Source organism: Microcystis sp. 49638_E5, from assembly GCF_021300285.1.
In the GTDB taxonomy this organism is placed as follows: Bacteria; Cyanobacteriota; Cyanobacteriia; order Cyanobacteriales; family Microcystaceae; genus Microcystis; species Microcystis aeruginosa_C.
The window spans coordinates 18774-42572 of sequence record NZ_JAJTDH010000001.1; the positions used below are offsets into that span (position 1 = coordinate 18774).

Sequence of the window (23799 nt, forward strand, 5' to 3'; positions counted from 1 at the left end):
CCCACACCCCATACCCTGTCTAAACTCTAACCTCTTTGTCACCCCATCAGCAATTCACCTTTTCCTCCGTCACCAGAGTAATACCCGTCCATTCTCCCTTCTCGTTATAAGAACGAATTAGGCGCTGTCTTTGAGTAGGAGAAAGTAACCAACCCACCTCTAAAACAAAAGGATAACCGGCAGTAATTTTCAGAGGTGTATTACAGGAAGACCCATCGGGCAGCAGCAGTATTTGAATCGGCAGCGGACTATTTTCAAACAACAATCTTTGTCCCTCGATACGAGCGCTAGAAGTAATTTGATTATCACCAAAAGTCAAAGTTTGCGAGAGATAATTATCCCCCTGACGCTCGATCGATACATGGGTAGAATAGGCAGCAGAATTATAAAAATCCCGTCCCGTTGTCACCGCTTCTCCCCGCCATTGACCGAGTAATTGCTCCACCGTTAACATCGGTCTTTCTGGGGAGCTAGAATCGGCCAACTTTTCCCGAATTAAAGTCAAGCGGTCGAACTCACAGCGCTCATTAAATAACTGTACGATTCTTAATCGTCTTTCCCCGGAGATTAACCCAAATTCTGCTCCAAATTGTGAGGAAAAACTACTAAAATATAAAGAACCTTGGCAAAAAGCTCCCGTCTGGCTAAATAGAATACCCTGATGGAGAGAACTATACTCTAAAATCAAATCTTCTGGCGCTCGATCGCTGTAGAGACGGCGGACCAATTGACGAATCGATCGATTATTATTAATGCCTTGCAAAGATACCAAAGTCGGGGTATCTTCGAGCAGATCGCCTTGGGGAGACAGACGGGTAAAAGAACCTTGCCATTGACCGAGATTTTTTAGTAAACATTCCCACTGGGAGAGCATAATAATTGAAGTAATTGGGGGAAATAGGACAAAATACATGGGAACAATTCGATTAATGCACGCCAAACTCCATCGAGTGCGCGTCAGCGAGGCTAACGTCGATTATGTCGGCAGTATCACTATCGATCGAGAATTGATCGAGCGGGTCGGTATTTTGCCCCTTGAAGAGGTGGATGTGGTCAATCTTAGCAATGGTAAGCGCTTTTCCACCTACGTTTTTCCCGGCCAAACCGGGGAAATTTGCCCCAACGGCGGTGCGGCTCTGCTCTGTCAACCCGGAGATATTTTGATTATCTATGCCTACGAACAACGTCCAAGGCAAGAAGTTCTCGAAAAGGGTCATTTTGCCAAAGTTCTCGTCGCCGATGCCGAAAATCGCTGTCAGCAATTTTTTGAACAGAGCCTAATTCCCCGGGTTGATGGTCGGGGAGTGGAATTTTCTAGCCAAGAATGCTGATTCTTGTCCTCAATTTGTTAACTTTCCCGTCATAATGAGAATAAGTAATGTAAATTTTCTTAGAATCAGCCCCCATGCGTGTAATTCTCATGACCGGTAAAGGAGGCGTGGGTAAAACCTCCGTCGCCGCCGCTACAGGACTCCGCTGCGCCGAACTTGGCTATAAAACCCTAGTTCTCAGCACCGATCCTGCTCACTCTCTCGCTGACAGTTTCGATCTCGAATTAGGTCATGATCCTCGTTTGGTACGCCCCCATCTTTGGGGGGCAGAATTAGACGCACTAATGGAGTTAGAAGGCAACTGGGGCGCAGTAAAACGTTACATTACCCAGGTATTGCAAGCTAGGGGTTTAGATGGAGTGCAAGCGGAAGAATTAGCGATTTTACCCGGAATGGATGAGATTTTCGGTTTAGTTCGCATGAAGCGCCACTACGATGAAGGGACTTATGATGTGTTGATTATCGATTCCGCACCCACGGGTACAGCTTTACGATTGCTGAGTTTGCCAGAAGTGGGCGGTTGGTACATGAGAAGATTTTACAAACCGTTACAGGGAATGTCGATGGCATTGCGACCACTGGTAGAACCTTTATTTCGACCGATCGCCGGTTTTTCCCTACCAGACAAGGAAGTTATGGACGCTCCCTATGAGTTTTACGAGCAGATCGAGGCTTTAGAAAAGGTTTTGACCGATAATACTCAAACCTCGGTACGTTTGGTGACAAACCCCGAAAAAATGGTGATTAAGGAGTCTTTACGCGCCCATGCCTATCTAAGTCTCTATAATGTTTCCACCGATTTGATTATTGCTAATCGGATTATTCCCGACAAAGTAACCGATCCTTTCTTTGCCCGTTGGAAAGAAAATCAACAGGTTTATAAACAGGAAATTTACGATAATTTTCATCCTTTACCGGTTAAGGAAGTTCCTCTCTACTCCGAAGAAATGTGTGGTTTACCCGCTTTGGAAAGACTGAAAGAAACTCTTTTTGCCGACGAAGATCCGACTAAGGTTTATTACCAAGAAAACACCATTCGGGTAGTTCAACAGGAAAATAATTACAGTCTGGAATTATATTTACCAGGTATACCCAAGGAACAAATACAACTAAATAAAACTGGAGACGAGTTAAATATTCGCATTGGTAATCACCGTCGTAATTTAGTCTTACCCCAAGCTTTGGCAGCCCTGAAACCTTCCGGAGCAAAGATGGAAGATGATTACCTGAAAATCTCTTTTAGCAACGTGGTGAAAGTGTAACTTCCCTAGATTGGGTGGGGAAGTGGGAAGTGGGAATTATAAATTCTAAATTATGAATTGGGAGGTGGGGAGCTTTTCAGTGTTGCCAAAGGCACGGCGTAGCCGTCCAGTAAACAGTGAACTGAAAAATAACATCTGATAACTGATAGCTGTCTCCCGTCAACTCTGATTTTTTCAGCCAACCCTAACTATGATTGCATAACTATCTTCGACTTTTTCCAGTCGTTTATCCATCCCTTCGACTTTCCGAGCGAGAGTTTTAATCTCTCCTTTTATTACTGCGGTTTCCACCTTTAAATCATTAACATCTTTTTGGAAAGTGCCAAATTTTTGATCCACATCTCTCTGGAAGTAATCTATTTTTTGATCCACATCTCTTTGCAAAGTATCGATTTTACTCTCGCTCCTTGTCAGGACGGATTCAAGGGAATAGGTAACGGTTTCACCAGTTTGAGTCATCGGTTAAAATCCTGAGCTACAAGTTGATCACTAATTGCTTACTCTCATCTTAACCAAATTCTTAAATCTTACTGAAATCGCCTAAAACTGACTGAAAGTGTTGGCTAATTTATCAGCAATTCCCTCGATCCAAATTTCATCTTGTTTAGTATAACTGCGCGGCGCATTTGCCGCCAAAATTAACACCCCTTCCTTACCGATGGGTTGACAGATTAAGCCTTGGGTGTTTTCTGGCAAATAGTCAAACTCGATTTTAGCGGGATATAAATTTAAATTAACTAAATAAACGGCTTTACCGGTTTCTAAAACTCTTTTGATAATATTACTAACTTTAACTTCAGAATTCTGGCTTAAGATACCGCGACGTAATAAAACTTCTCCCCGATAATAAACGATCAGAGATTTTGTCACGGTGTTAGTTAAAAGTAAATGGGAAGCCCAGGCAAGCTCAATTTTAACCGCTTCTGGCAAATCTGGGGCAAATTCCAGGCCTTCGCGCCCGATTAATTCCACAGCATCTGGTAAGCGGGGTTGAACTCTTTGCCAGATTAAACCCACCAAAATTAAAACCCCACTCAAAATCACTCCCATCACATCGGAACGCGCTTGCGATGGGGTTAAATCGGCAGTGGCAAAACGATTAAACATTAATACCGTACCCCCGACGATGCCAGCGAACAGGGGTAACAGTCTTAAAATACGATTGGGATCAGCTGGTGCCATAGCTGAGAACTATTCCTCGTCTGGTTCTAGAATACGTTGAAAAAGATAGCCTGTACCTCTAGCGGTGAGAATTAACTCAGGATTACTGGGATCATCCTCTAATTTGGCTCGTAAACGGGAAATATGCACATCTACCACCCGCGTATCCACATGACGTTCGGGGGTATAACCCCAAACTTCCTGAAGGATTTCCGAGCGGGAAAAAGCTTCTCCCGATCGACTGACCAATAATTCTAGTAAACTAAATTCCATACCAGTCAGACGGATGCGTTCATCCCCCTTATAAACTTGGCGTTTATTGGTATCGATTTTAATGGAACCGATATGAATCACACCGGAACTGGGAATCCCCGGAGCGCCATTTTTCTCCACCCGACGCAACACCGAACGAATCCGCGCTTCGAGTTCTTTGGGAGAAAAAGGTTTAACCACATAGTCATCGGCGCCCAATTCTAGCCCGGTAATTCGATCGGCCACATCGCCCAAAGCGGTTAACATAATGATAGGAATATCCGATTCTTTGCGGAGTTCCTGACAGACACCGTAACCGTCTAATTTCGGCATCATCACATCCAAAACCACTAAATCGGGTTCGGCGGTGCGGAAGGTTTCTAAAGCTTCCTCTCCGTCGGCGGCGGTGACGACTTCATAACCAATCATCGATAAACGAGTCTCTAAGATACGACGGATGCTGGCTTCATCATCAACAACGAGAATTTTTTCCTTCTGGTTCTCCAACTGAATTAACACTCCTTAGTTAAATAGTGTGATGAATTTTAAAGTTAAATAACGAGCGTTCCTGTTTATAGAATATCCTTTTGCCGTTATCATTAAGCCTAAATTTCCTATTTTATTTCTTTTATGGCAATTATCAATAACTTTATGGTCTTGCTCTCCCTATATCATACTTAATTAAATTTGACAAGAGAATTGATCCCCAAACTGCTTTTCTTCAACTTTTCTTAAAAAACATGGCGAAATCGCGAACAATATATATCTGTAGCGCTTGTGGGGCGGAATCTCCCCAATGGTTGGGAAAATGCCCCAGTTGTGACACCTACGGGACTTTAGAAGAACAAGTGATGGCTGGTGGCAATAATCCGGCGGTAAATCGCCCAGGATGGCAAAATAGTCGCCCAAATAACGGCAAAGGGCAACGCAACCCCCAACCGCGCATCTCGGTTCGCTTCTCGGAAATTACCCAGTATGAACAGGAACGTTTTCCCTCCGGTTACGGGGAATTCGATCGCGTTCTCGGTGGTGGCATCGTCCCCGGTTCTCTTGTACTAATCGGCGGTGATCCGGGCATCGGCAAATCGACGCTTTTACTGCAAGTTACCAACCAACTCGCCCAAAGATTACCGCGCATCCTCTACGTTTCCGCCGAAGAATCGGGACAACAGATTAAACTGCGGGCTGCCCGTTTGGGGGTGGGAGTGGTTCCCGTGGAGTCGGAAAATAACGGCAATGGCAAGGAGAAAAAAGCCTCCGAATCAACCGCAGAACTCGATAATCATCTCTATGTTCTGCCAGAGACCGATTTAGAGGAAATTTTGCGAGAATTAGAATCTTTACGCCCACAGGTGGCGGTAATTGACAGTATTCAAACTCTTTATTTTGGGGCGTTAACTTCCGCACCGGGATCCGTCGCCCAAGTTCGCGAATGTACCTCCGCCTTGATGCAGGTGGCAAAACGGGAGAATATTACTTTATTAATTGTCGGTCATGTGACTAAAGAAGGGGCGATCGCAGGTCCGCGAGTTTTGGAACATTTGGTCGATACGGTGTTATATTTTGAAGGCGATCGCTATGCCTCCCATCGTCTCTTAAGATCCGTGAAAAACCGTTTTGGGGCAACCCATGAGATCGGTATTTTCGAGATGGTGGACCACGGTTTGGTGGAAGTGGAAAACCCCTCAGAATTATTTTTAGGCAATCGCGACGAATTTTCCCCAGGTACGGCGACGGTGGTAGCCTGTGAAGGTACACGCCCGATTGTGGTGGAGTTACAGGCATTAGTTAGCCCCACCAGCTACGCTTCCCCCCGAAGATCGACTACTGGCATAGAATACAACCGATTACAGCAAATTCTCGCCGTTTTAGAAAAGCGCGTCGGCATTCCTTTATCGAAATTAGATGCCTATGTTGCCTCCGCAGGAGGGTTGGGAGTGGAAGAACCGGCGGCGGATCTGGGAGTTGCGATCGCTATTGTCGCCAGTTTTCGCGATCGAGTCGTCGATCCGCGCACAGTCTTAATCGGGGAAGTGGGATTAGGCGGACAAGTGCGCTTAGTGTCGCAAATGGAACTAAGATTAAAAGAAGCGGCTAAATTGGGCTTTAAACGGGCAATTGTCCCTAGAGGTCAAGTTTATCCCGAAGATGTGGGCTTAGAAATTGTTCCAGTCGGCAAGGTAATCGAGGCAATTGTCGCCGCAATTCCCCCCCAGCAGCGCTTTGGGGAAGATATGGAAGACGAGGAAGGGGAAGGGCAAGAATAACGGTACAATGCTAAAAAAGATTAAATTACTTGGGAGATTTTCACCATGTCTGTGTTAGCTGTTGCTGCTTTAGCGGGTTATCTGATCGTTTTTACCGGAATTGCCCTCGGTCTCTTTTTCGGTCTGCGCTCCGCTAAAATTATCTAGTATATAAAAGCTGTAGTGATCGGTTTAACTGATCACTATTGCCCATTCTAGGGGAGATAAAAAATGACTGTTATTCTAGACTTAAAAACTCTCTACGAAATTGATGATTCTCTCTGGTTAGAAGAAACTATCGAACTGCTCAAGGCTAAAAATTTTGAAGCGCTAGACTTAGAAAACTTGATCGAGGAGTTAGAAGACTTGGGAAACGAGAAAAAGTTTCGTGTTGCTAGTTTTTTACAGCAAATTATTAGACATTGTTTATTATTACAATTTTGGACAAGTGAAAGAGAATATAATCAGGCTCATTGGCGTTCAGAAATTATCAATTTTAAAGATGAACTTAATACTTATTTGACGACTAATTTAAGAAATTATCTAGAACATAATTTGGCAACTATTTATGAAAAAGCCCTTCGCTATCTTCGTCAAAAAACCGATAATAAAGTCAACTTTCCTGATACTTGTCCCTACAGTTTAGAAGAACTGCTCGCTCCTAATTGGCTACCACCTTACAAATAAAGGAGATAAAAAATGACTGTTATTCCCGACTTAAAAACTCTCTACGAAATTGATGATTCTCTCTGGTTAGAAGAAACTATCGAACTCTTGAAAGCGAAAAAATTTGACGCTTTAGATTTAGACAATTTAATCGAGGAGTTAGAAGACTTGGGGAACGAAAAAAGGTTTCGTGTTGCTAGTTTTTTACAGCAAATTATTAGACATTGTTTGTTATTACAGTTTTGGACAAGGGAAAAAGAATATAATCAAGCTCATTGGCAAGCAGAGATAGTAAGTTTTCAATATCAGTTAAAGCGCTATTTAACCACAAATCTTCGTCAATACCTAGAACAGGAATTTGAGCAAATTTACTTTGAGTCCGTGCGATACGTTCGTAAAAAAACTGATAATAAAGTCAACTTTCCCGATACTTGTCCCTACAGTTTAGAAGAACTTCTCGATCCCAATTGGCTGCCACCTTACGAATAAAGGAGATGATAATGACTGTTATTACCGACTTAAAAATTCTCTATGAGATTGATGATTCTCTCTGGTTAGAAGCAACTATAGAACTGCTCAAGGCTAAAAGATTTGACGCTTTAGATTTAGAGAATTTAATCGAGGAGTTAGAAGACTTGGGAAACGAAAAAAGGTTTCGTGTTGCCAGTTTTTTACAGCAAATTATTAGACATTGTTTATTGTTACAATTTTGGACAAGTGAAAGAGAATATAATCAAGCTCATTGGGAGTCAGAACTGGTAAATTTTCAAGATCAATTAAATACTTACCTAACGGCAAGTTTACGGAAATATTTAGAACAGGAATTTGATAATATTTATCAGAAGGCACTCCGTTATGCGAGAAAAAAGACTAATAATCAAGTCCACTTTCCCAATACTTGTCCCTACAGTTTAGATGAACTGCTCGATCCCAATTGGCTACCACCTTACGAATAAAGGAGATGATAATGACTGTTATTCCCGACTTAAAAATTCTCTATGAAATTGATGATTCTCTCTGGTTAGAAGCAACTATAGAACTGCTCAAGTCCAAAAGATTTGACGCTTTAGATTTAGACAATTTAATCGAGGAGTTAGAAGACTTGGGAAACGAAAAAAAGTTTCGTGTTGCTAGTTTATTAGAGCAAATTATTAGACATTTCTTACTCCTACAGTTCTGGACAGAAGAAAGAGCATATAATCAGGATCACTGGGAGTTAGAAATAGTCAACTTTCAAATTCAGCTAAAAAGACGTTTAACCACTAATCTCTGTAATTATTTACAAAATGAATTAACTAACATTTATGAAGATGCAGTTTTCTTTGTGCGGAAAAAGACAAAAAATAAAGTTACTTTCCCCGATACTTGTCCCTACAGTTTAGAAGAACTTCTCGATCCCAATTGGCTACCATCTTACGAATAAAGGAGATGATAATGACTGTTATTCCCGACTTAAAAACTCTCTACGAAATTGATGATTCTCTCTGGTTAGAAGAAACTATAGAGCTGCTCAAGGCTAAAAGATTTGACGCTTTAGATTTAGAGAATTTAATCGAGGAGTTAGAAGACTTGGGAAACGAAAAAAAGTTTCGTGTTGCCAGTTTATTAGAGCAAATTATTAGACATTTTTTACTCCTACAATTTTGGACAGAGGAAAGAGAATATAATCGTTCTCATTGGCGTTCAGAAATCGTCAATTTCAAAAACCAGATCGACACTTATTTAACTACTAATCTCCGCAATTATCTCACTCAAGAATTACCTCGTATTTACCAGAAAGCCTTAAATTATGTTAGAGAAAAAACCGATAATCAAGTTAGTTTTCCCGGGGAATGTCCCTACAGTTTAGAAAATCTGCTTGATCTCGATTGGTTCCCCCCAGAAAATGAATAAAGGAAAAAACGAAATGCTGAAAAAGTTTCTACGTTGGCTAATTATTGGGGGAACCTTATTTTTTGTTCTCAGTAACCTTAAAAATAACTGGGATAACGTCACCTCAGTTAGAATTGAAAATCATGGCTGGTTATTTCTTTTCTTGGCACTTGTAACCACCATTATCGCTCAAATTTGGGCAGGATGGGTGTGGACATGGATACTCAAAAGCTATCAACAACCGATTAAAACCTCCGCAGGAATTGGCATCTATATGATTACCAATTTAGGAAAATATCTACCCGGTAATATCGGTCACTTTTATGCTCGCATCGTGGCAATTAATAAAGCAGGAAGTGATTGGGGAACCGCTAGTTTAAGCGTTTTATTAGAACTTTTACTACTGGTGTGTGCAGCCTTAGCCATAGCAGTAATTGCTAGTGGTTTAGGTTGGATGAAATCTAGCTCAAGTCTAGGGATACAGATATTAGTTTTAGGATTAATTTTAATCGGCATTCATCCCAAATTTTTAAATTATCCTCTGAAAATCCTTAGCCAAAAGAAAAAGATTGCTCAAGAACCTGTTTATCTAACTCAATATCCTCTCGTTCCCCTCTTGGGTGAAACTGGATTTTTATTGTGGCGCGGTGCGGGTTTTATTTTAGCTTGGATGGTGTTAAAAATGATTACCCCCGCTCAGATTTTACCCCTACTAGGAACCTTTAGTTTTGCTTGGTTATTGGGTTTAGTTGTCCCCGGAGCGCCGGGAGGATTAGGAGTGTTTGAAGCTACAGTAATCGCACTTTTAGACACAGAAAAATTTCCCGCCGCTAACGTACTTGTCACCGTTGCTATCTATCGTTTAATTAGCATTCTCTCCGAAGTCATTGCCGCCGGAATCGGGACAAAATTAGTTAAAGATAAAGCCAAGTTTTTTGGTTAGCTTAAGGATATTAGTCGTGTGTGTTAGCCCAATGTAACGCACCCAGAAGAAAAGTTTTGATCATTGTTAACTGAAGATAATTTTCTCAACTCCTAACATCTATCTCCTCACTCCTAAATTCTGATGTAACATAGGATCAATAATCAGCAAAAATATGGATACTCCCACCTAGAGAGGCCGAAAAAATGACGATTGCCAAAAGCGACGAAACTGCCACCTCTCCGGCACCGATAGAAGAAGATTTCGAGGACTTCTGGGAACCCCCCCCACCCCCCACAGACTTAATTTTTGATGATGGTGAACCCTTGGAAAGCAACCGACACCGCATTGCCATGAATGTCTTGATTCGTTCCCTACAGCAGGGTTACGGCGAGCGAGACGACTTCTACACCGGTGGCAATATGTTTATTTATTTCAGCCGCGAACAGGCGAAAAATCGCGATTTTCGCGGGCCCGATTTCTTCGCTGTCCTCAATGTCGATGGCAAGAGAGAGCGACAGGGGTGGGTAATTTGGGAAGAAGAGGGACGTTATCCCGACGTTATCGTAGAATTAACCTCTCCTAGTACCGCCAGAACCGATAAAGTGCGAAAAAAAGCCATTTATGAGGGAACCTTCCGCACGCCAGATTATTTCATCTACGATCCTTTCGATGGCAATTCTTTACAAGGATGGCATTTAGGGGCCGACCAACGCTACCATTCTTTAGAACGAAACGAGCGCGGCTGGTTATGGTGCGAAACTTTAGGCTATTGGTTGGGAACTTGGGAGGGGACTATTGACCGAGAAACGGCAATTTGGGCGAGATTTTATGACCCGGAAGGCAATTTAATCCCCTTACCAGAAGAAGCGGCACAGGAGCAAGCGGCTGCGGCACAGGAGCAAGCAGCTGCGGCACAAGAGCAATTAAATGCTACTCAGCAAGCTCTGGAAGCGGAAAGACAGCGTTCTCAACGGCTGGCGGCTCGTTTGCGAGAAATGGGGATAGAGCTATAGTATAGCTGTATTTGTTTAGGTGAGGAGGTAAACTGCTCCTGTTCCTCCTCGTTCAAAGTCGGTTAATTTCCCCTTTCACGGTTGAGGGAGCCTGCAATCCCAGTCTATTTGAAATCTAGCTCAACACCTGTTTGCTGCTGTGATTACCTTTTGGCCGGTGGGTAATTATTGATTAGAGTTTTCTTTTATTCTTCCTTAAACAGTAAACAGTAAACAGTGAACTGAAAAATCAAATCTGATAACTGATACCTGTCTCGGAGTCTCAACTAGGAAATTTATTTGGCACGACTACTTATACTTATATTACTTATATGTCTAATCTATCTTTGGGCGCACAACCTCCTCTAGAATTTATCCCCCCTGACCTTAATCTCTTACTTTTAAAGGGATGTCAAATCTTTTTACCTCTCTGGTTACAAACTCAAACCAACTTAAGAGAAATTTCCGCCGCCAATCTAGAAACTTTAATCACATTTTATCAAAAAAGTCAAGAGAAAAAAGTCCGTTTACTGCTTGCTTTTCGTCATCCCAGTATTAACGATCCCTACTGTATGGCCTATCTTTTGTGGAAATTAGTACCCAAAAAAGCCCAAGAGTTAGGAATAAAATTACCAGCCCCAATTCACGCTCATTTTATGTATGATCGAGGGATTCCTTTATGGGCTGGAGAAAGGGTAGGATGGTTATATTCTAAGTTAGGTGGTACACCAATTCAACGGGGAAAAGCCGATTTAATCGGATTGCGCTCGGCTCGTCGTTTATTATTAGAAGGAGATTATCCTTTAGCCGCCGCTCCGGAAGGGGCAACTAACGGACATAATGAGCTTGTCAGCGCTATTGAACCGGGTATTTCTCAATTGGCTTTTTGGGGTGTGGATGATGTCAGAAAAGCTAAACAACAGCAAGAAGTAATTATTTTACCCATTGGTATTCAGTATTTTTATATGACTCCAGTGTGGCAAGAAATCGAGCAAATTTTAACTAATTTAGAAAACGATAGCGGTTTAGAACCCACCCCGAATTCATCCCGAGAAGAAAAGGTTTTATACGAGCGTCTTTTTCGGTTAGGAGAAAGATTATTATCCTTAATGGAGGATTTTTATCGAGATTTCTACTATCAATCTTTGCCTGTAGTAACTGCCAATGGTGATGATCCAAATGAAACCCTAGCTAAACGTTTAGCCAATTTATTAGATGTGGCCCTCCAAACCGTAGAAAAGTATTTTAATGTTTCTCCTAATGGTAATGTGATTGATCGCTGTCGTCGTTTAGAACAAGCAGGATGGGAACGCATTTATCGCCAAGAATTAAAACCCACTCATTCTATTTCTCCCCTTGAATTAGGATTAGCTGATCGCCTGGCTGATGAAGCTAATTTAAAAATGTGGCACATGAGAATTGTGGAAAGTTTTGTATCAGTAACTGGTTATTATGTCAAAGAAAAACCCACTGTAGAAAGATTCGCAGAGACAATTTTATTACTCTGGGATTTAGTGACAAGAATTAAAGGAGGTAATCCCTTTTTCCGTCCCCAAATTGGTCAACAAAAAGCAATAATAACTATTGGTAAACCTATTTCCGTATCCGAGCGCTATGGCGATTATAAAAGTGATCGACGCTCGGCCGTAGCACAATTAACCCAAGATTTACAAACCAGTTTAGAAAGTTTAATTATTCATCAGTAGATAATTAGGGTTTACTAAAAAAGTCTCTTGGTGGAGTCAGTTATCAGTTATCAGTTATCAGTTATCAGTCATCAGTTATCAGTTATCAGTTATCAGTTATCAGTTATCAGTTATCAGTTATCAGTTATCAGTTCACTGAGAAAACACCCCACTTCCCCCGCAACGGCTCGACTGAGCCTCACCGAACGTCCGAACGTCCGAACATCGCGCACGAAGTGGTCTCCCCATTTCCCACTCCCCAATTCATAATTTATAATTCCCAATTCATAATTTATAATTCATAATTCATAATTTATAATTCCCACACCCCACTTCCCGACGCAAAACTTTTTCACCTAGCTCTAGTATAGAAGATAGTACGGGAATCTGGAAAAACTCAATAGCGAAAACCCTACCCCGGTCTGAGAATCTTTTATCTACCCTAAAAGTGTAGAGATAAACCAACATCTCTAGCGTTAAGAAAACTTCGGAGGTGACTTATATGGCACTTATACGTTGGGAACCTTTCAGAGAAGTAGAAAGCCTACAAAAAGAAATGAATCGCTTGTTTGACCGTCTTGTGCCGACTGATGTAGGCAATGGCGAAAAAATGGGGTTGTCCTTCATCCCAGCGGCGGAAATTACCGAAACGCCAGAGGCAGTTCAGCTTAAACTGGAAATACCTGGTATGGAAGCCAAAGACCTCAACGTGGAAGTAACAGCCGATAGTCTGACCATTAATGGTGAAAGAAAATCGGAAATTAAAACCGAAGAAGAAGGATTTACCCGCACTGAATTCCGTTATGGTAAATTCCATCGGGTTATTCCTCTACCGGTTCAGGTTGATAACACTAACGTGGCTGCTGAATACAAAGATGGCATTCTCAATCTCACCCTCCCGAAAGCGGAAGAAGAAAAAAATAAAGTGGTGAAAGTGTCCATCAATCCTGCCATTGCTCAATGATGTAGCTCTCATTGTCCGGTCTTGAGCGGAAGAGTTAACCTAGTCTGATTAAACCAAAGCGGGAGTATTAAATCATACTTCCGCTTTTAGCTTCTTAACCCTTTAATTTAAAACTTCTAACACTGCTTGGGGTGATAATTTATCTTTAAACCAGATAACCTGAGCGGGTAGATTTTGAAATTTAACTCCAGCTTTTTCTAGATTTAACCGTTCCGATACGGCTAAAATTAGATTGTTTGCTTGGGCCGATTTGACCTGTAAAAATTTCTTTTGTAGGTATTCTGGTCGCCAATAACCAACAATTTCCAGGAGAAAAACGCGACCATCGGGATGTACTAAACGGAAATCGGGAATCATCACTCCTCCGGGTAAAGGCAATAAATCAACTTCCCTTTCTAGTTGCCATTCAGTTTTTAACTGTAACCAACGTTTAGCGAAAGATTCCTCTAACATACTATCGTAGGGTTTACCCGGGGAATAATGGGACACCAGACCACAGTTATCCTCTAAATTGAACTGTTGTTTTTTAATAGTTCCTGTATAGGAATCTTTATACTGTAATTGTGCCTTCAAATTCCAGTGAGTCACATGGAGTAAGGCAGGAATTAATTTAGCGATTTCAATGCCATAACGACTATTAGCTTTAAATAAACTGGTGGGACCATCGATAGTAATAGTAAATCCCGTGTCGGCATCCCCTTCGATATAAGTCATTAAACGAAATAGTTTTAGATAGCGAAAGAGATATTTATATTCCCCCGGATCGTTGCGGTGGACGTTAATAATTAAATAAGTGGCCCGATAAAAAATCCCTTGAATTTGCGAGAGGTTAAAACGATGAATTAAGTTTTCGGGGGTGGGAGCATCAAATTGAGTGAGAATTTTATTCTCCGCTAAATCAGCATAGAGTCCTTTTTCTAGAGCCACTGGAAAAATTTCTTGATTTAATTCTTGGCTGAGTTGCTGGGCAATTTTCCCCAGAATTAGCGATCGATTTTGGGGAATAGGGACAAAGTTAGCCGCTTGTTCAAAAACTCTTTTTCTTAATTCCTGCGGTTCTAAGGGACTAATAATCTCAAAGGTGGCAAAATGATTGGTTAATAGGTGAGCAAATCCCCGTTTAATTTTATAATCGGGACTGTCTCCCTCCAAGATTAGGAGTTTTTGGCTTAATTCTCCCTTAGTTTCACCGATACTTTCCTGAAAACAGCTGATTTGTTCTTTGGCGATCGCCAGATAGTCGCCAGCGAGCGGTAAGCGTTTGGGAATAATTGTCTCGCCATTTTGACGGGAAATCAATAAATCGGTCGGTAACATGGCAAGCTAGAGAAGAATAATCAGATGGGGAGAGGTGGGACGACAGGGAAAGGTCGAAACCCCAAAAATCCCCCGATTCTAACTATTTTGGTCGATATAACGCTCTAAATCCTCGATTAAACGGGTTAATTCTGCTTCTGTGGTTAAGCGTAGGCGATCATCACGAACCGTTAACAAAACTTTAGCCGAAAAAGGACTCGGATAAATATTGGGATTACAAAACACTTCCAGAAATACATCACCAGTGTGCTGATATTCCAGCGGTTTTTGGGGTTGGGGTTTACCCCCACTAGCGGCATTACTGGCGATCGCTTTCAGGCGATCGAGTAAAATGTTAATTTCCCTTTGCAAATCCAGAGCAGCACTGGGACTGAAACGAAAAGTAACGGAACCTTGCAAGAGATTAAGAGTTAAAGGAATCATCGAAAAAATCAGGTTAGGAGAAGGCCTGAAGTTAATTATATTAATTTGGGGAAATTTGGGGAAATTGGGTTTTGGCGGATGGTTCGGTAATCAGTAAACAGTAAACAGTAATCAGTAATCATACTAAATCCTGTTTAAAAAGTATAGGATAGTGGGGTGTGGGGTGTAGGGTGTAGGGTGTGGGGTGTGGGGAGAAACAATTCATAACTTGAGAGTTAATCACACTATTAAAAACGGATTTGGTATCAGTGAGGTTCTTCGTTACTTGGTCTGGTTCGATCGGGGGGCTTAAATCGACCAAATCTTTATCTGGTAAGATACTTAATTGATGCGTTCGTTCTTGAGCGAAAACAATTGACAAAAATCGCAGCAATGTCTTTCTCTACTGATAACTGATAACTGATAACTGATAACTGAATTTACCGACGCGGAACGAGATTAATCCGGCCTTCGTCCATTTCATCCATGAGTAACTCGAGGGCCTCGTAATCCACATCGGAAACGTAGCCAAGACGAGCGAGGAGTTCATTAATTCCGTTTTCGATTTCTGGCGTGATTTGACGATAATATAGGGCTTGTTCCACTAATTGGCGGATAGTCGGCTGGGTATCCACAATTTCCTTACTCTAGCTCAATAAATCTAGTTTTTGTATCTTGCTTTACTTTATTTTAGCAAAAATACCAGTATCATTTTGGGTCATCATCAGTTATTCAGAGTTAGAGCTTAAACCTAACGACTTTCCCCTGATGTTCACCCTAGTCAGTCCTGATCACTGTTCCTCTTTACTACTGGGATCCTAAGGCTAACCTAAAATCGGTTCCTCCCTATAGGGGTCAAGATTAAAAAAAGATTAATCTTTTCAGGAGAGAGAGAATTGATCAAGACCAAGCACAAAATCAGCAAGTTAGGACATAATAGCGGTATCTGATTTCCAGTTAAAAGGTTCATTTATGAATTTCAAAGCCCAGCCATGAAAAGTCCTGTAAAAGTCCCAGAAATAGCTCTATTTGAGCCAAGTGGCTATGTTACCGCCGCTAACGTCCTAGAATTTCAAGAGCAGCTCACCAATCTGGTTAATCAGAGTCGCTCTGTCACTTTTCTCGTGGATATGAGTAGGGTGGAATTCCTCGACAGCGCTGGATTAATGGCTTTAGTTACCGCCTTTCGTCTGGCTCAAAGTCAAGAAAAATCCTTCAATATCTGTTCCATTCCACCTTCAGTCAAGATTATCTTTGAATTAACCCAACTGGACCGGGTTCTCTCGATTTTCCCTAGCCGTGCTGACTTTGATGCTGTCATCACCCTCCCCCAAGCGGCGTAAGCAGACAAAATAGCGTTTCTCGCCGCAATTTCTCGCCTACAATCTCAATTCTACCCGTAAATCACCTCTTGACCGGGCAGATTACCATTTACATTATCGACTCCTCAGGACAACAATTTTTCTCAAGGAGAGCCATTATACTGTTGAGATGGCTCTCCTCTTTTTTGGATATTATTTCGGGGGGCAAACTACCATACACTTGTTGGGAGCAGATTACAAAAGACTGTCTGTTAAGAAATTCCATGACTTTAGTAATGACAGAGGGGAAGGGGGGCAAGATGATAGATAGGTAATGAGTAGTAATTTCCTAGAATCCATGACAGTCAACAATCTCCAGTATGCTTATTTTCCCGGTTGTGTCGCTCAAGGTGCCTGTCGGGAACTATATTTATCCACGGCAGCCCTGACGGAAGCTTTGGGGATTAATTTAGTCGAACTCAAAAAAGCTGCCTGTTGTGGTTCGGGAACCTATAAGGAAGATTCGCAACTCTTGGAAGATGCCGTCAATGCGCGTAATATTGCCCTAGCGGAAGCCCTCAATTTACCCCTGTTGACTCACTGTAGCACCTGTCAAGGGGTGATCGGTCATGTGGATGAGCGCTTGAAGGAAGCAAAGCATAATAATCCCAATTATGTTGAGGAAGTTAATAATTATTTACAGAAAGAACATTGTTCCCCCTACCAAGGTACGACGACGGTTAAGCACCTACTCTGGGCAATTGTCGGCGATTATGGCTTAGATAATCTGGCGGCCAAGGTGATTCGTCCCTTATCAGGCTTAAATTGTGCCGGTTTTTATGGTTGTTATCTCCTGCGGGCCCAGGATACTCTCCCCTACGATAATCCTTTTCAGCCGGAATCTCTAGAAAATGTCTTTCGGACCGTGGGGGCCAATCCGGTTTATTATCAAGGACGCACTCAATGCTGTGGTTGGCCCCTGTCCAGTTATGCCACCACCCAATCGTTCCAAATGGCAGGAAAACACATTTTAGAGGCCATGGCAGCTGGGGCCGATTGTTTAGTCACCCCTTGTCCTTTATGCCATCTTAATCTTGATTCCCGACAACCGGAAGTGGCAAAAGTGATTGGTCGAAGTTTAGGTTTACCCGTGTTACATTTTTCCCAATTGGTCGCTTTAGCGGTGGGAGTCAGTCCCGATCGTTTAGGATTAGATCGACACATCGTTTCCACCAAATCCCTCTTAAAGAAATTGGGGTTTTAGAACTCAATCAGGAGTGTTAGCAATGGATTGGTTAAAAAGAATTTTTGGCTTAGATAAACCGGCCAATGCCGCTAGTGCGATCGCTGGAAAAGCTGCCGCTGCGGGTATTCCCCCCGAAAGAGTGGGATTAGACGGAAAATACGACGAAAGCGGACTAGCTAAACGAGTAGTTTTAGCTTTTGACGAGACACCGGATTTAGCTGATGAAGACAAATTGTGGGTCGCTCAAACTGGTAGTAAAGTTGTACTAAAAGGCAAGGTTTCCAATCAGGCGACTTTAAATAAAATGGTAGCAATTGCCAGTAAAGTGCATGGGGCAACCAGCGTCGATACCAGTCAAGTAACTATTGGGTGAAGTCAAACGGCTATATTCCCCGTGAAAATTAACCACTGAGTAGGTGGATTGGCATTTTTTTTGTCCCTAGGTTGTTGTTAGGTGATTGCCGGCTGATTAATCATGGTTGAATGTTAATCGGCTTTTCCTTTTAAGGAGACGAAATCGGGACTATGAGAATTACTATTGTTACCATTTTGCGGGGTATGAAAACGATTTCTCACTTCGGGGGGAGTGGGTAAACCCTGTTTCATTTCCGCCACTTTTAAGAGGATCAAATACTCATAAAAAGCTTGCAGAGTACACCAAGCAAAACCAGCTTTACCATCGAGAATTCCTGCCAAGATAAAATACATATAAAACCAACGAAGCAGGGGACGAAAAGGCAATCTTAGAGATAAATCTTTTAAAGCTCTCCGTCTATCTACTTCGGTTTCACCAAAAAATAAATTTTTCCAACTAACACCACCGTTAGCCAACTGATGTAGGGTTTCTGCTGCTTCATCGGTAGAATAACGATTATGTTTTTCAATCCAACGACTTAAACCTTTACTACAGGTATAATGGGGATAGGTTTCTTGTAAAAAAGAGGTTTTTCCTCGACATTCTTCTCTTTCCGTGTGACCATAATCGCTAAACCAGACTTGATCTTTTCTAAATAGACGCATTTGATAACGGGGATACTGGGTGCTGCGACGGATCCAAGTTCCCATAAACATAACTCTTTCGGCCACATAAAAACCAGTAAATTCCTGTTGTTGCGTGGCACGCAGACATTCTGCGTAGAGTTGGGGTGTTATCCTTTCATCTGCTTCGAGAATATAAACCCAATCGTATTTAGTCTCGATATTTTCTAGCATCCAAGTTCTTTGTTTACCATGGCTCTCGAATTGATGCTGAACCACGCGCACTGGATAACGAGAAGCAATCTCTACAGTACGATCACTACTGTAGGAGTCAACCACAATCACATCATCGGATAGAAGTGCCGATTCCACACAGGCGGCAATATCAACCTCTTCGTTATGGGTGAGAATGTAAATGGAAAACATAGATATATGGTGTTTGATTATACGAAACCCAATCGGGCAGTAGTCCTATTTTGTACCGGAAAAAGCGGAATGAAAACCAGTTTATAGAAGAGATTTTCTCAAAACTATCAGACTGCGCTCATTCTACCCTCGATCGCTATTTTGTCAATATTCCTTAAGTATTACTTGAAAAATTCTTTACCTGAGCTTGTGGCGACCGGCGGTGAGCTATTCCCCGCCATGAGATAATAGACGGTGCTTTATGTCTTCAGTAATTTTCGATGACTGCTGTTTCCGAGTGTTTTCGTTCTCTCCGTTCCCAGGGGAATTGTGCCTTAATTCCCTTTATTACTGCCGGTGATCCCGATTTATCTACCACTGCCCAAGCTTTACGCATTTTAGACCGGGCAGGGGCCGATCTGATCGAGTTGGGGGTTCCCTATTCCGATCCTCTTGCGGATGGTCCGGTTATTCAAGCGGCGGCCACCCGCGCTTTAAATCGGGGTGTCAAGTTGGAAGATGTGCTAGAAATCGTCAAAAATGCTCAGGGAGAGGTGAAAGCTCCCATTATTCTCTTTACTTACTATAATCCCATCTATCATCGCGGGATAGATGTCTTTTTAGACCAAATAAAAGCAGCCGGGGTGAGTGGTTTGGTGGTTCCCGATTTACCCCTAGAGGAAGCGGCAAGTCTGCTGCAACCGGCTGCCGCTAAGGGAATTGAGGTGATTTTATTGGTAGCGCCTACCAGTCCCCCGGAACGAATACAAGCGATCGCCCTGCAATCCCAAGGTTTTATTTATCTGGTGAGTGTCACGGGAGTGACGGGAATGCGGAATCAAGTGGCCACGAGAGTGGAGGAATTGCTCGATTCTATCCGTTCTGTCACCGATAAACCCGTGGGGGTAGGATTTGGCATTTCTGACCCGACACAGGCGCTACAGGTGAAAAACTGGGGTGCTGATGCGGTAATTGTCGGCAGTGCCATGGTTAAACGTCTGGCCGATAATTCCCCCAGCGAAGGGTTAAAATCCCTTGAAGAATTCTGTCGTAGTTTAAAACAGGCGATTCAGTGAGGGGTTAGAAATTCTTCTAAGGGAATTCCGGCTGCGGGGCGATCGAGGTAGAATCTTTCCCGAATTCCTCGATCACCTTGAGTTAAATTGGAGAGAGTTCGCGTTCACCCGCTAATTTCAGTGCAGAAGCTGCTTCAGGAATATAGGAAGTTTTCGTTTTAGAGACCATACCTCCCTGTTGTTCGAGTAATTGTTCTAGACGCATGGTACTCCAATCGGTCAGCATCGAGTTACCTAGCCGGGGGGCCAATTTGTTAATTTTCTCCACGGCGGAGATACCCAATTCATCCATCTGTAGGGAAGCTAGATAGCAATCACAGGCGATGTCTATCTCTCCTAATCGTTCGTGACATTGGCCGGCCATAAACCAAGCGATCGCCATTCCAGGTGGGCCGAGTCTAGTGGCAGAACGATAGATTTTCGCCGCTTCTTCAAATTTATTTTGTTTCAGTAAAATTTCCCCCAGTTGCAGGCGATAACGAGAGTAAAGAGGTTCCATCGCCACCATTTTCTTCGATCTCTCTTCGGCGAGATCAATATCGCCTAACCAGAGAGCTTCTTTTGTTCGGCTCTCAAAAACCGTCGTCAGATTTTCATGGGCGGCAATTCTCTCGGTCTCGTTTTTACACTCGCGGGTTAGTTCTTCCGCTAGGGATTGACAGATATCCATTTCACGGATGACCGTTTGTCGTTCACCCCGCAGAAGTGGAGCAAAAACAGCCGCGCGGTGGTAAACACTGGTTAAACGTTTAAACTCGAAATTTCCTCTGATCGTTTCAAGGTGATCGAGTTTTTCCCTTGCCACTTCTCGCCAATGAGCTACTGCGGCTATGTCTCGAAATACAGTAGCGTGTAAAGCGATTAGTTCTACGGCCGCTCCGAAAACCACCAGGCTTTCTTTAGAAGCGTGTTGAACGATCCGTTTAAAATCTTTCAGGTTTTCCGATGTACTGATACTTTCTTGACAGAGGATTTTAGACATCGCCAGGCTGTAAGCTAATCTAGCGAACGTGGGGTCTCTCCCAATGTTTTCATCGGTAATTGCAGGAATATAGCTAATAATCGTTTCATGAAAGCATAAACTCGATAATAAATTAATTGTTTTCAGTTGAGTAGCGGGTGAAAGCTCACGATAATGCTCTAAATGCTCGCAAAGAACTCTCCAACGTTCGGTTCTCAACTCATCGGGGAGGGTGAGAGGATCGTTAATTGGGTATTGAAAAAGACCGGTCTCTCGAATCAATTGCTCTCGAAAAGAAGCGGGGTGAACGAGAGTAACCGGGTTCACAGACGACGTATTAGTATCTCGCACTTCGGAGACAAGATTTCGATAACTATAGTCAATTCCCTGAATATGCCAAGCGCCAGATTGATAGGGACTAAGATCGAAATAAGGACGATGGCTCCAAGTGATCGGAAAATCGTTTAAAAATAGCATACATATTCTCAAGAAATGCGATCTTCTTTATCTGGTTAGTATTTCCACGATAGTCAACGGAGTATCTTGTTTGGCTGAACTACCGTGGAAACTAGGAGAAGTAAAAGATAAAATACTGATTTGTCTCTGTATTTTATCAATCAGTTACACTTCGACGGTCCAACGACAACAACCGCCTACCACTTGACGTAAAGTTTTAAAAGCGGTGATACTTTCTGGACTGTCGTTAGCGGCATCGGTGCGAAGCTCGATAATTTCGTTAGTCACCGTGTTTTTGATCTCGTTGATTTTGATGTTAGCCATGAGATGTATTCTCCAAATTTTCGCTAAATGAATGAATCAAATTATTGATTCAAGAAAACAATAACAATTTTTCAACATCAGATCAACTATCAAAATCGAACAAAAAGAACATAATTTAGTTATTTATGTTCTTTTTGAAAGACTATTTTTTACAAAAACATCATCAAAACGTAAGGATTCAGGTGCCTCAAATGCAGTCACAGAGCGGCTTCTAAAATCTCAGAACTCGCTAAACTAACAGTTTCATTCTCAATAAGCACGAAAATTAAGGCTTTCAGGGTTTCTGAATGAGAATGAGGATTTGGACATAATTCGCCTAAATGCTTACACAGCATGAGTTTGACTGCTTTTTGTATGGCCTGAATCCTTACATCAAAACCGATTAAACAACGGGCTTCCAAGCTATTTAAAGAAACAAAAATGAGTAATTTATGTACAAAAAACTCTGAACCTGTCTTGTTGGAAGCAAAGAGAACCAACCAAGCTAACTTAATTGAGTTATTTAGGGTTTGCGGCAAAAAGTTTGTTGGTGGGGTTAGGAGTCAGGATTCAGTAGCCGGTCGTCGGTCGTTTCAGGCTTTGTTGCCCTCCTTTTTTGTACTAGCCTGTGTACTATAAACAAGATAAGGCCAAGTTTTTGAAGGTCACAATCCTATTTTCGCAGCATGAACATCAGACTTTAACAGGTCAAAAGCCTTATTGTAAAAGGGTTTTACCATTATTCAGCAAGCACTATTTATTTTTTAAATTAACTGGCAATTCTGTTAATGAATAGATTCAGGAATTTTTAAAAGTGTATGTATTAAAAATCGCTTTGTTGGTTTTTATGCTGAATAAGCTCACTCAAGAATAATCGGATTATTGGTATTTTATTAATCCATATTGTATTAATTTTATAGTAAAATAATCCGTAGGTTGGGTTAAACGAAGTGCAACCCAACACAAAACATCAAGAATAATAGGGGGATGATGTTGGGTTTCATGCTTCAACCCAACCTACAAAATAGGCGATCAGCCTTCTGTAAAACCTCCGCAGTGACCGACTCGCTTAGATAATACTCCCCGCAATTCTGACAGACATCCGCGGGGACTTGTTTTAGAATCACGATACAATCATCTCTCTCTAAAGTAACAGTTACGAAACCCGATCGAGTCGTACCGTTTTTACAGATAACACATTCCATAACTCTTATCTTCCCTTACTATGTTTGCGGGGTGAGCAATGCCCACCCCGTCCACAATTAATTACTTAACTCGTATTCTATTTCCTGAATCTTCTCCTTTACCCAGCCGTTAAACAAATCAACACCGATTTTCAGAGCCAACTCCTCGGTTAATTTTGGTTTAAGGATTTCCTCGACAAAAATCAGGTGAAAACCTCGATCGCCTTGCAGCGGTTTCAACAATCGAGAAGAATCCGAGGCGAAAATTGCGGCCGAAAGATTCGGTCGTAAATCCTTACGGTAAACAGTACCGCGATAACCACCCTTACGTCGTAATTCCACATCCTCGATATAGCGATGCGCTACTTCCTGAAAGCTGATTTCCTCCTCCTGAATCGATTCATACAACTCCTCTGCCATCGCCTGATCTGCTAACACCACCTCGTAGATCACCGCGCCGGTATAATCTAGCTGGTGTTCGACGAAATAGGATTCAATTTTGTCTGCGAAAAGATGTTCGGCTAATTTACCCGATAGTAAATTGAATTGAACGATCTCCTCGAAATCATCTAGGGATAAGCCCTGTTTTTGCAACCAATTCCATGTATATTTGGCGTTATGTAATCCTTTGGCGAGACGGAATTGATCGGCCGCCTGTTGTAACTCGTCAGTTGTGTTTTTAATCCCCGCTTCCGTGGCAGTTTCGGTGATGATTTTCCGAGCGATAATTCCCTCGGCCATTTCGGGGACTTTCCCCGATAGCTTAAGCTGTTGGATAAGGTCTTGATTGGTGATTGTGATACTATGGGACATA

Annotated in this window: 30 protein-coding genes; 17 read left to right on the forward strand and 13 right to left on the reverse strand. The window is 42.2% G+C overall.

The window, feature by feature from the left end; translation table 11 throughout:
• Nucleotides 1-46 precede the first annotated feature (46 nt).
• On the reverse strand, nucleotides 47-874 hold the full coding sequence (locus LW728_RS00090; protein WP_287764635.1) for a DUF3598 family protein: 828 nt from the start codon (nucleotides 872-874) through the stop codon (nucleotides 47-49).
• Nucleotides 875-911: 37 nt separating this feature from the next.
• Here LW728_RS00090 and panD point away from each other — a divergent pair, with 37 nt between their 5' ends.
• Together panD and LW728_RS00100 are read left to right on the forward strand one after the other, a co-directional pair.
• Entirely contained in the window at nucleotides 912-1331 is a 420-nt protein-coding gene (gene panD, locus LW728_RS00095) for an aspartate 1-decarboxylase (protein WP_002804106.1), read from the forward strand.
• A 74-nt stretch (nucleotides 1332-1405) separates the two neighbouring features.
• Nucleotides 1406-2593: a TRC40/GET3/ArsA family transport-energizing ATPase gene (locus tag LW728_RS00100; protein WP_002804104.1), complete on the forward strand. Its 1188-nt coding sequence runs from the start codon at nucleotides 1406-1408 to the stop codon at nucleotides 2591-2593.
• Between the two features lie 174 nt (nucleotides 2594-2767).
• On the opposite strand, the gene LW728_RS00105 is transcribed toward LW728_RS00100, so the two are convergent.
• From LW728_RS00105 to rpaB, 3 genes are all read right to left on the reverse strand, one after another.
• A complete protein-coding gene (locus LW728_RS00105; RefSeq protein WP_002804102.1) occupies nucleotides 2768-3052 on the reverse strand; it encodes a hypothetical protein in 285 nt (94 codons plus the stop codon).
• An 81-nt stretch (nucleotides 3053-3133) separates the two neighbouring features.
• Complete coding sequence (locus LW728_RS00110; RefSeq protein ID WP_002804100.1) at nucleotides 3134-3775, reverse strand: cofactor assembly of complex C subunit B; 642 nt, start codon at nucleotides 3773-3775, stop codon at nucleotides 3134-3136.
• Nucleotides 3776-3784: 9 nt separating this feature from the next.
• The gene (gene rpaB / locus LW728_RS00115) at nucleotides 3785-4513 is read right to left on the reverse strand and encodes a response regulator transcription factor RpaB (RefSeq protein ID WP_002781934.1); all 729 of its coding nucleotides are present in this window, start codon (nucleotides 4511-4513) and stop codon (nucleotides 3785-3787) included.
• Nucleotides 4514-4746: 233 nt separating this feature from the next.
• Between rpaB and radA the strand changes: the two genes are divergently transcribed.
• The 11 genes from radA to LW728_RS00170 all read left to right on the forward strand — a co-directional run bounded on the left by radA (nucleotide 4747) and on the right by LW728_RS00170 (nucleotide 13356).
• Nucleotides 4747-6273 carry a DNA repair protein RadA gene (gene radA / locus LW728_RS00120; protein ID WP_002804099.1) on the forward strand — a complete coding sequence of 509 codons (1527 nt, stop codon included), beginning with the start codon at nucleotides 4747-4749 and terminating at the stop codon, nucleotides 6271-6273.
• Nucleotides 6274-6318: 45 nt separating this feature from the next.
• Complete coding sequence (petL, locus tag LW728_RS00125) at nucleotides 6319-6420, forward strand: cytochrome b6-f complex subunit PetL (RefSeq protein ID WP_002752397.1); 102 nt, start codon at nucleotides 6319-6321, stop codon at nucleotides 6418-6420.
• A 63-nt stretch (nucleotides 6421-6483) separates the two neighbouring features.
• Nucleotides 6484-6939 carry a DUF29 domain-containing protein gene (locus tag LW728_RS00130; protein ID WP_150975675.1) on the forward strand — a complete coding sequence of 152 codons (456 nt, stop codon included), beginning with the start codon at nucleotides 6484-6486 and terminating at the stop codon, nucleotides 6937-6939.
• 12 nt (nucleotides 6940-6951) lie between these two features.
• Complete coding sequence (locus tag LW728_RS00135) at nucleotides 6952-7407, forward strand: DUF29 domain-containing protein (protein WP_002804097.1); 456 nt, start codon at nucleotides 6952-6954, stop codon at nucleotides 7405-7407.
• A gap of 11 nt (nucleotides 7408-7418) precedes the next feature.
• Nucleotides 7419-7874, forward strand: a complete 456-nt coding sequence (locus LW728_RS00140; protein WP_002804096.1) for a DUF29 domain-containing protein — start codon at nucleotides 7419-7421, stop codon at nucleotides 7872-7874.
• 11 nt (nucleotides 7875-7885) lie between these two features.
• Nucleotides 7886-8341, forward strand: a complete 456-nt coding sequence (locus tag LW728_RS00145; protein WP_287764549.1) for a DUF29 domain-containing protein — start codon at nucleotides 7886-7888, stop codon at nucleotides 8339-8341.
• Nucleotides 8342-8352: 11 nt separating this feature from the next.
• Nucleotides 8353-8811 (forward strand): DUF29 domain-containing protein, encoded by a 459-nt coding sequence (locus LW728_RS00150; protein ID WP_287764552.1) that lies wholly within the window; start codon nucleotides 8353-8355, stop codon nucleotides 8809-8811.
• A complete protein-coding gene (locus tag LW728_RS00155) occupies nucleotides 8804-9733 on the forward strand; it encodes a lysylphosphatidylglycerol synthase transmembrane domain-containing protein (RefSeq protein WP_287671301.1) in 930 nt (309 codons plus the stop codon). Before LW728_RS00150 ends, LW728_RS00155 begins: the two co-directional genes overlap by 8 nt.
• A gap of 185 nt (nucleotides 9734-9918) precedes the next feature.
• Nucleotides 9919-10728, forward strand: a complete 810-nt coding sequence (locus LW728_RS00160; RefSeq protein ID WP_002804089.1) for a Uma2 family endonuclease — start codon at nucleotides 9919-9921, stop codon at nucleotides 10726-10728.
• A gap of 311 nt (nucleotides 10729-11039) precedes the next feature.
• Nucleotides 11040-12413 (forward strand): 1-acyl-sn-glycerol-3-phosphate acyltransferase, encoded by a 1374-nt coding sequence (locus LW728_RS00165; protein WP_287764556.1) that lies wholly within the window; start codon nucleotides 11040-11042, stop codon nucleotides 12411-12413.
• Nucleotides 12414-12894: 481 nt separating this feature from the next.
• Entirely contained in the window at nucleotides 12895-13356 is a 462-nt protein-coding gene (locus LW728_RS00170; protein WP_002804085.1) for an Hsp20/alpha crystallin family protein, read from the forward strand.
• Nucleotides 13357-13458: 102 nt separating this feature from the next.
• Here LW728_RS00170 and LW728_RS00175 read toward each other — a convergent pair whose 3' ends face one another.
• The 3 genes from LW728_RS00175 to LW728_RS00185 all read right to left on the reverse strand — a co-directional run bounded on the left by LW728_RS00175 (nucleotide 13459) and on the right by LW728_RS00185 (nucleotide 15710).
• Nucleotides 13459-14673, reverse strand: coding sequence for a DUF790 family protein (locus LW728_RS00175; RefSeq protein WP_002804084.1), 1215 nt, complete (start codon nucleotides 14671-14673; stop codon nucleotides 13459-13461).
• Nucleotides 14674-14751: 78 nt separating this feature from the next.
• Nucleotides 14752-15096 (reverse strand): hypothetical protein, encoded by a 345-nt coding sequence (locus tag LW728_RS00180; RefSeq protein ID WP_287764560.1) that lies wholly within the window; start codon nucleotides 15094-15096, stop codon nucleotides 14752-14754.
• A gap of 419 nt (nucleotides 15097-15515) precedes the next feature.
• Entirely contained in the window at nucleotides 15516-15710 is a 195-nt protein-coding gene (locus LW728_RS00185) for a hypothetical protein (RefSeq protein WP_002761266.1), read from the reverse strand.
• Between the two features lie 357 nt (nucleotides 15711-16067).
• On the opposite strand from LW728_RS00185, the gene LW728_RS00190 reads away from it, so the two are divergent.
• From LW728_RS00190 to LW728_RS00200, 3 genes are all read left to right on the forward strand, one after another.
• Nucleotides 16068-16418, forward strand: coding sequence for an STAS domain-containing protein (locus LW728_RS00190; protein WP_002804080.1), 351 nt, complete (start codon nucleotides 16068-16070; stop codon nucleotides 16416-16418).
• Nucleotides 16419-16710: 292 nt separating this feature from the next.
• Nucleotides 16711-17640, forward strand: a complete 930-nt coding sequence (locus LW728_RS00195) for a CoB--CoM heterodisulfide reductase iron-sulfur subunit B family protein (RefSeq protein WP_287764564.1) — start codon at nucleotides 16711-16713, stop codon at nucleotides 17638-17640.
• 22 nt (nucleotides 17641-17662) lie between these two features.
• On the forward strand, nucleotides 17663-17995 hold the full coding sequence (locus LW728_RS00200; RefSeq protein ID WP_002804076.1) for a BON domain-containing protein: 333 nt from the start codon (nucleotides 17663-17665) through the stop codon (nucleotides 17993-17995).
• 113 nt (nucleotides 17996-18108) lie between these two features.
• Here LW728_RS00200 and LW728_RS00205 read toward each other — a convergent pair whose 3' ends face one another.
• Complete coding sequence (locus LW728_RS00205) at nucleotides 18109-19026, reverse strand: glycosyltransferase family 2 protein (RefSeq protein WP_287764566.1); 918 nt, start codon at nucleotides 19024-19026, stop codon at nucleotides 18109-18111.
• Nucleotides 19027-19286: 260 nt separating this feature from the next.
• On the opposite strand from LW728_RS00205, the gene trpA reads away from it, so the two are divergent.
• On the forward strand, nucleotides 19287-20081 hold the full coding sequence (gene trpA / locus LW728_RS00210; RefSeq protein ID WP_002804074.1) for a tryptophan synthase subunit alpha: 795 nt from the start codon (nucleotides 19287-19289) through the stop codon (nucleotides 20079-20081).
• Nucleotides 20082-20163: 82 nt separating this feature from the next.
• Here the strand turns inward: trpA and LW728_RS00215 are convergent, their stop codons facing one another.
• The 5 genes from LW728_RS00215 to LW728_RS00235 all read right to left on the reverse strand — a co-directional run bounded on the left by LW728_RS00215 (nucleotide 20164) and on the right by LW728_RS00235 (nucleotide 23798).
• Entirely contained in the window at nucleotides 20164-21519 is a 1356-nt protein-coding gene (locus LW728_RS00215) for a tetratricopeptide repeat protein (RefSeq protein WP_287764569.1), read from the reverse strand.
• Nucleotides 21520-21663: 144 nt separating this feature from the next.
• Complete coding sequence (locus LW728_RS00220) at nucleotides 21664-21822, reverse strand: hypothetical protein (RefSeq protein WP_287764571.1); 159 nt, start codon at nucleotides 21820-21822, stop codon at nucleotides 21664-21666.
• A 197-nt stretch (nucleotides 21823-22019) separates the two neighbouring features.
• Nucleotides 22020-22340 carry a hypothetical protein gene (locus tag LW728_RS00225; protein ID WP_287764572.1) on the reverse strand — a complete coding sequence of 107 codons (321 nt, stop codon included), beginning with the start codon at nucleotides 22338-22340 and terminating at the stop codon, nucleotides 22020-22022.
• A 468-nt stretch (nucleotides 22341-22808) separates the two neighbouring features.
• Nucleotides 22809-23006, reverse strand: coding sequence for a type II toxin-antitoxin system MqsA family antitoxin (locus tag LW728_RS00230; protein WP_287764573.1), 198 nt, complete (start codon nucleotides 23004-23006; stop codon nucleotides 22809-22811).
• Nucleotides 23007-23063: 57 nt separating this feature from the next.
• Nucleotides 23064-23798, reverse strand: a complete 735-nt coding sequence (locus LW728_RS00235; protein ID WP_287764575.1) for a foldase protein PrsA — start codon at nucleotides 23796-23798, stop codon at nucleotides 23064-23066.
• Nucleotide 23799 lies beyond the last annotated feature (1 nt).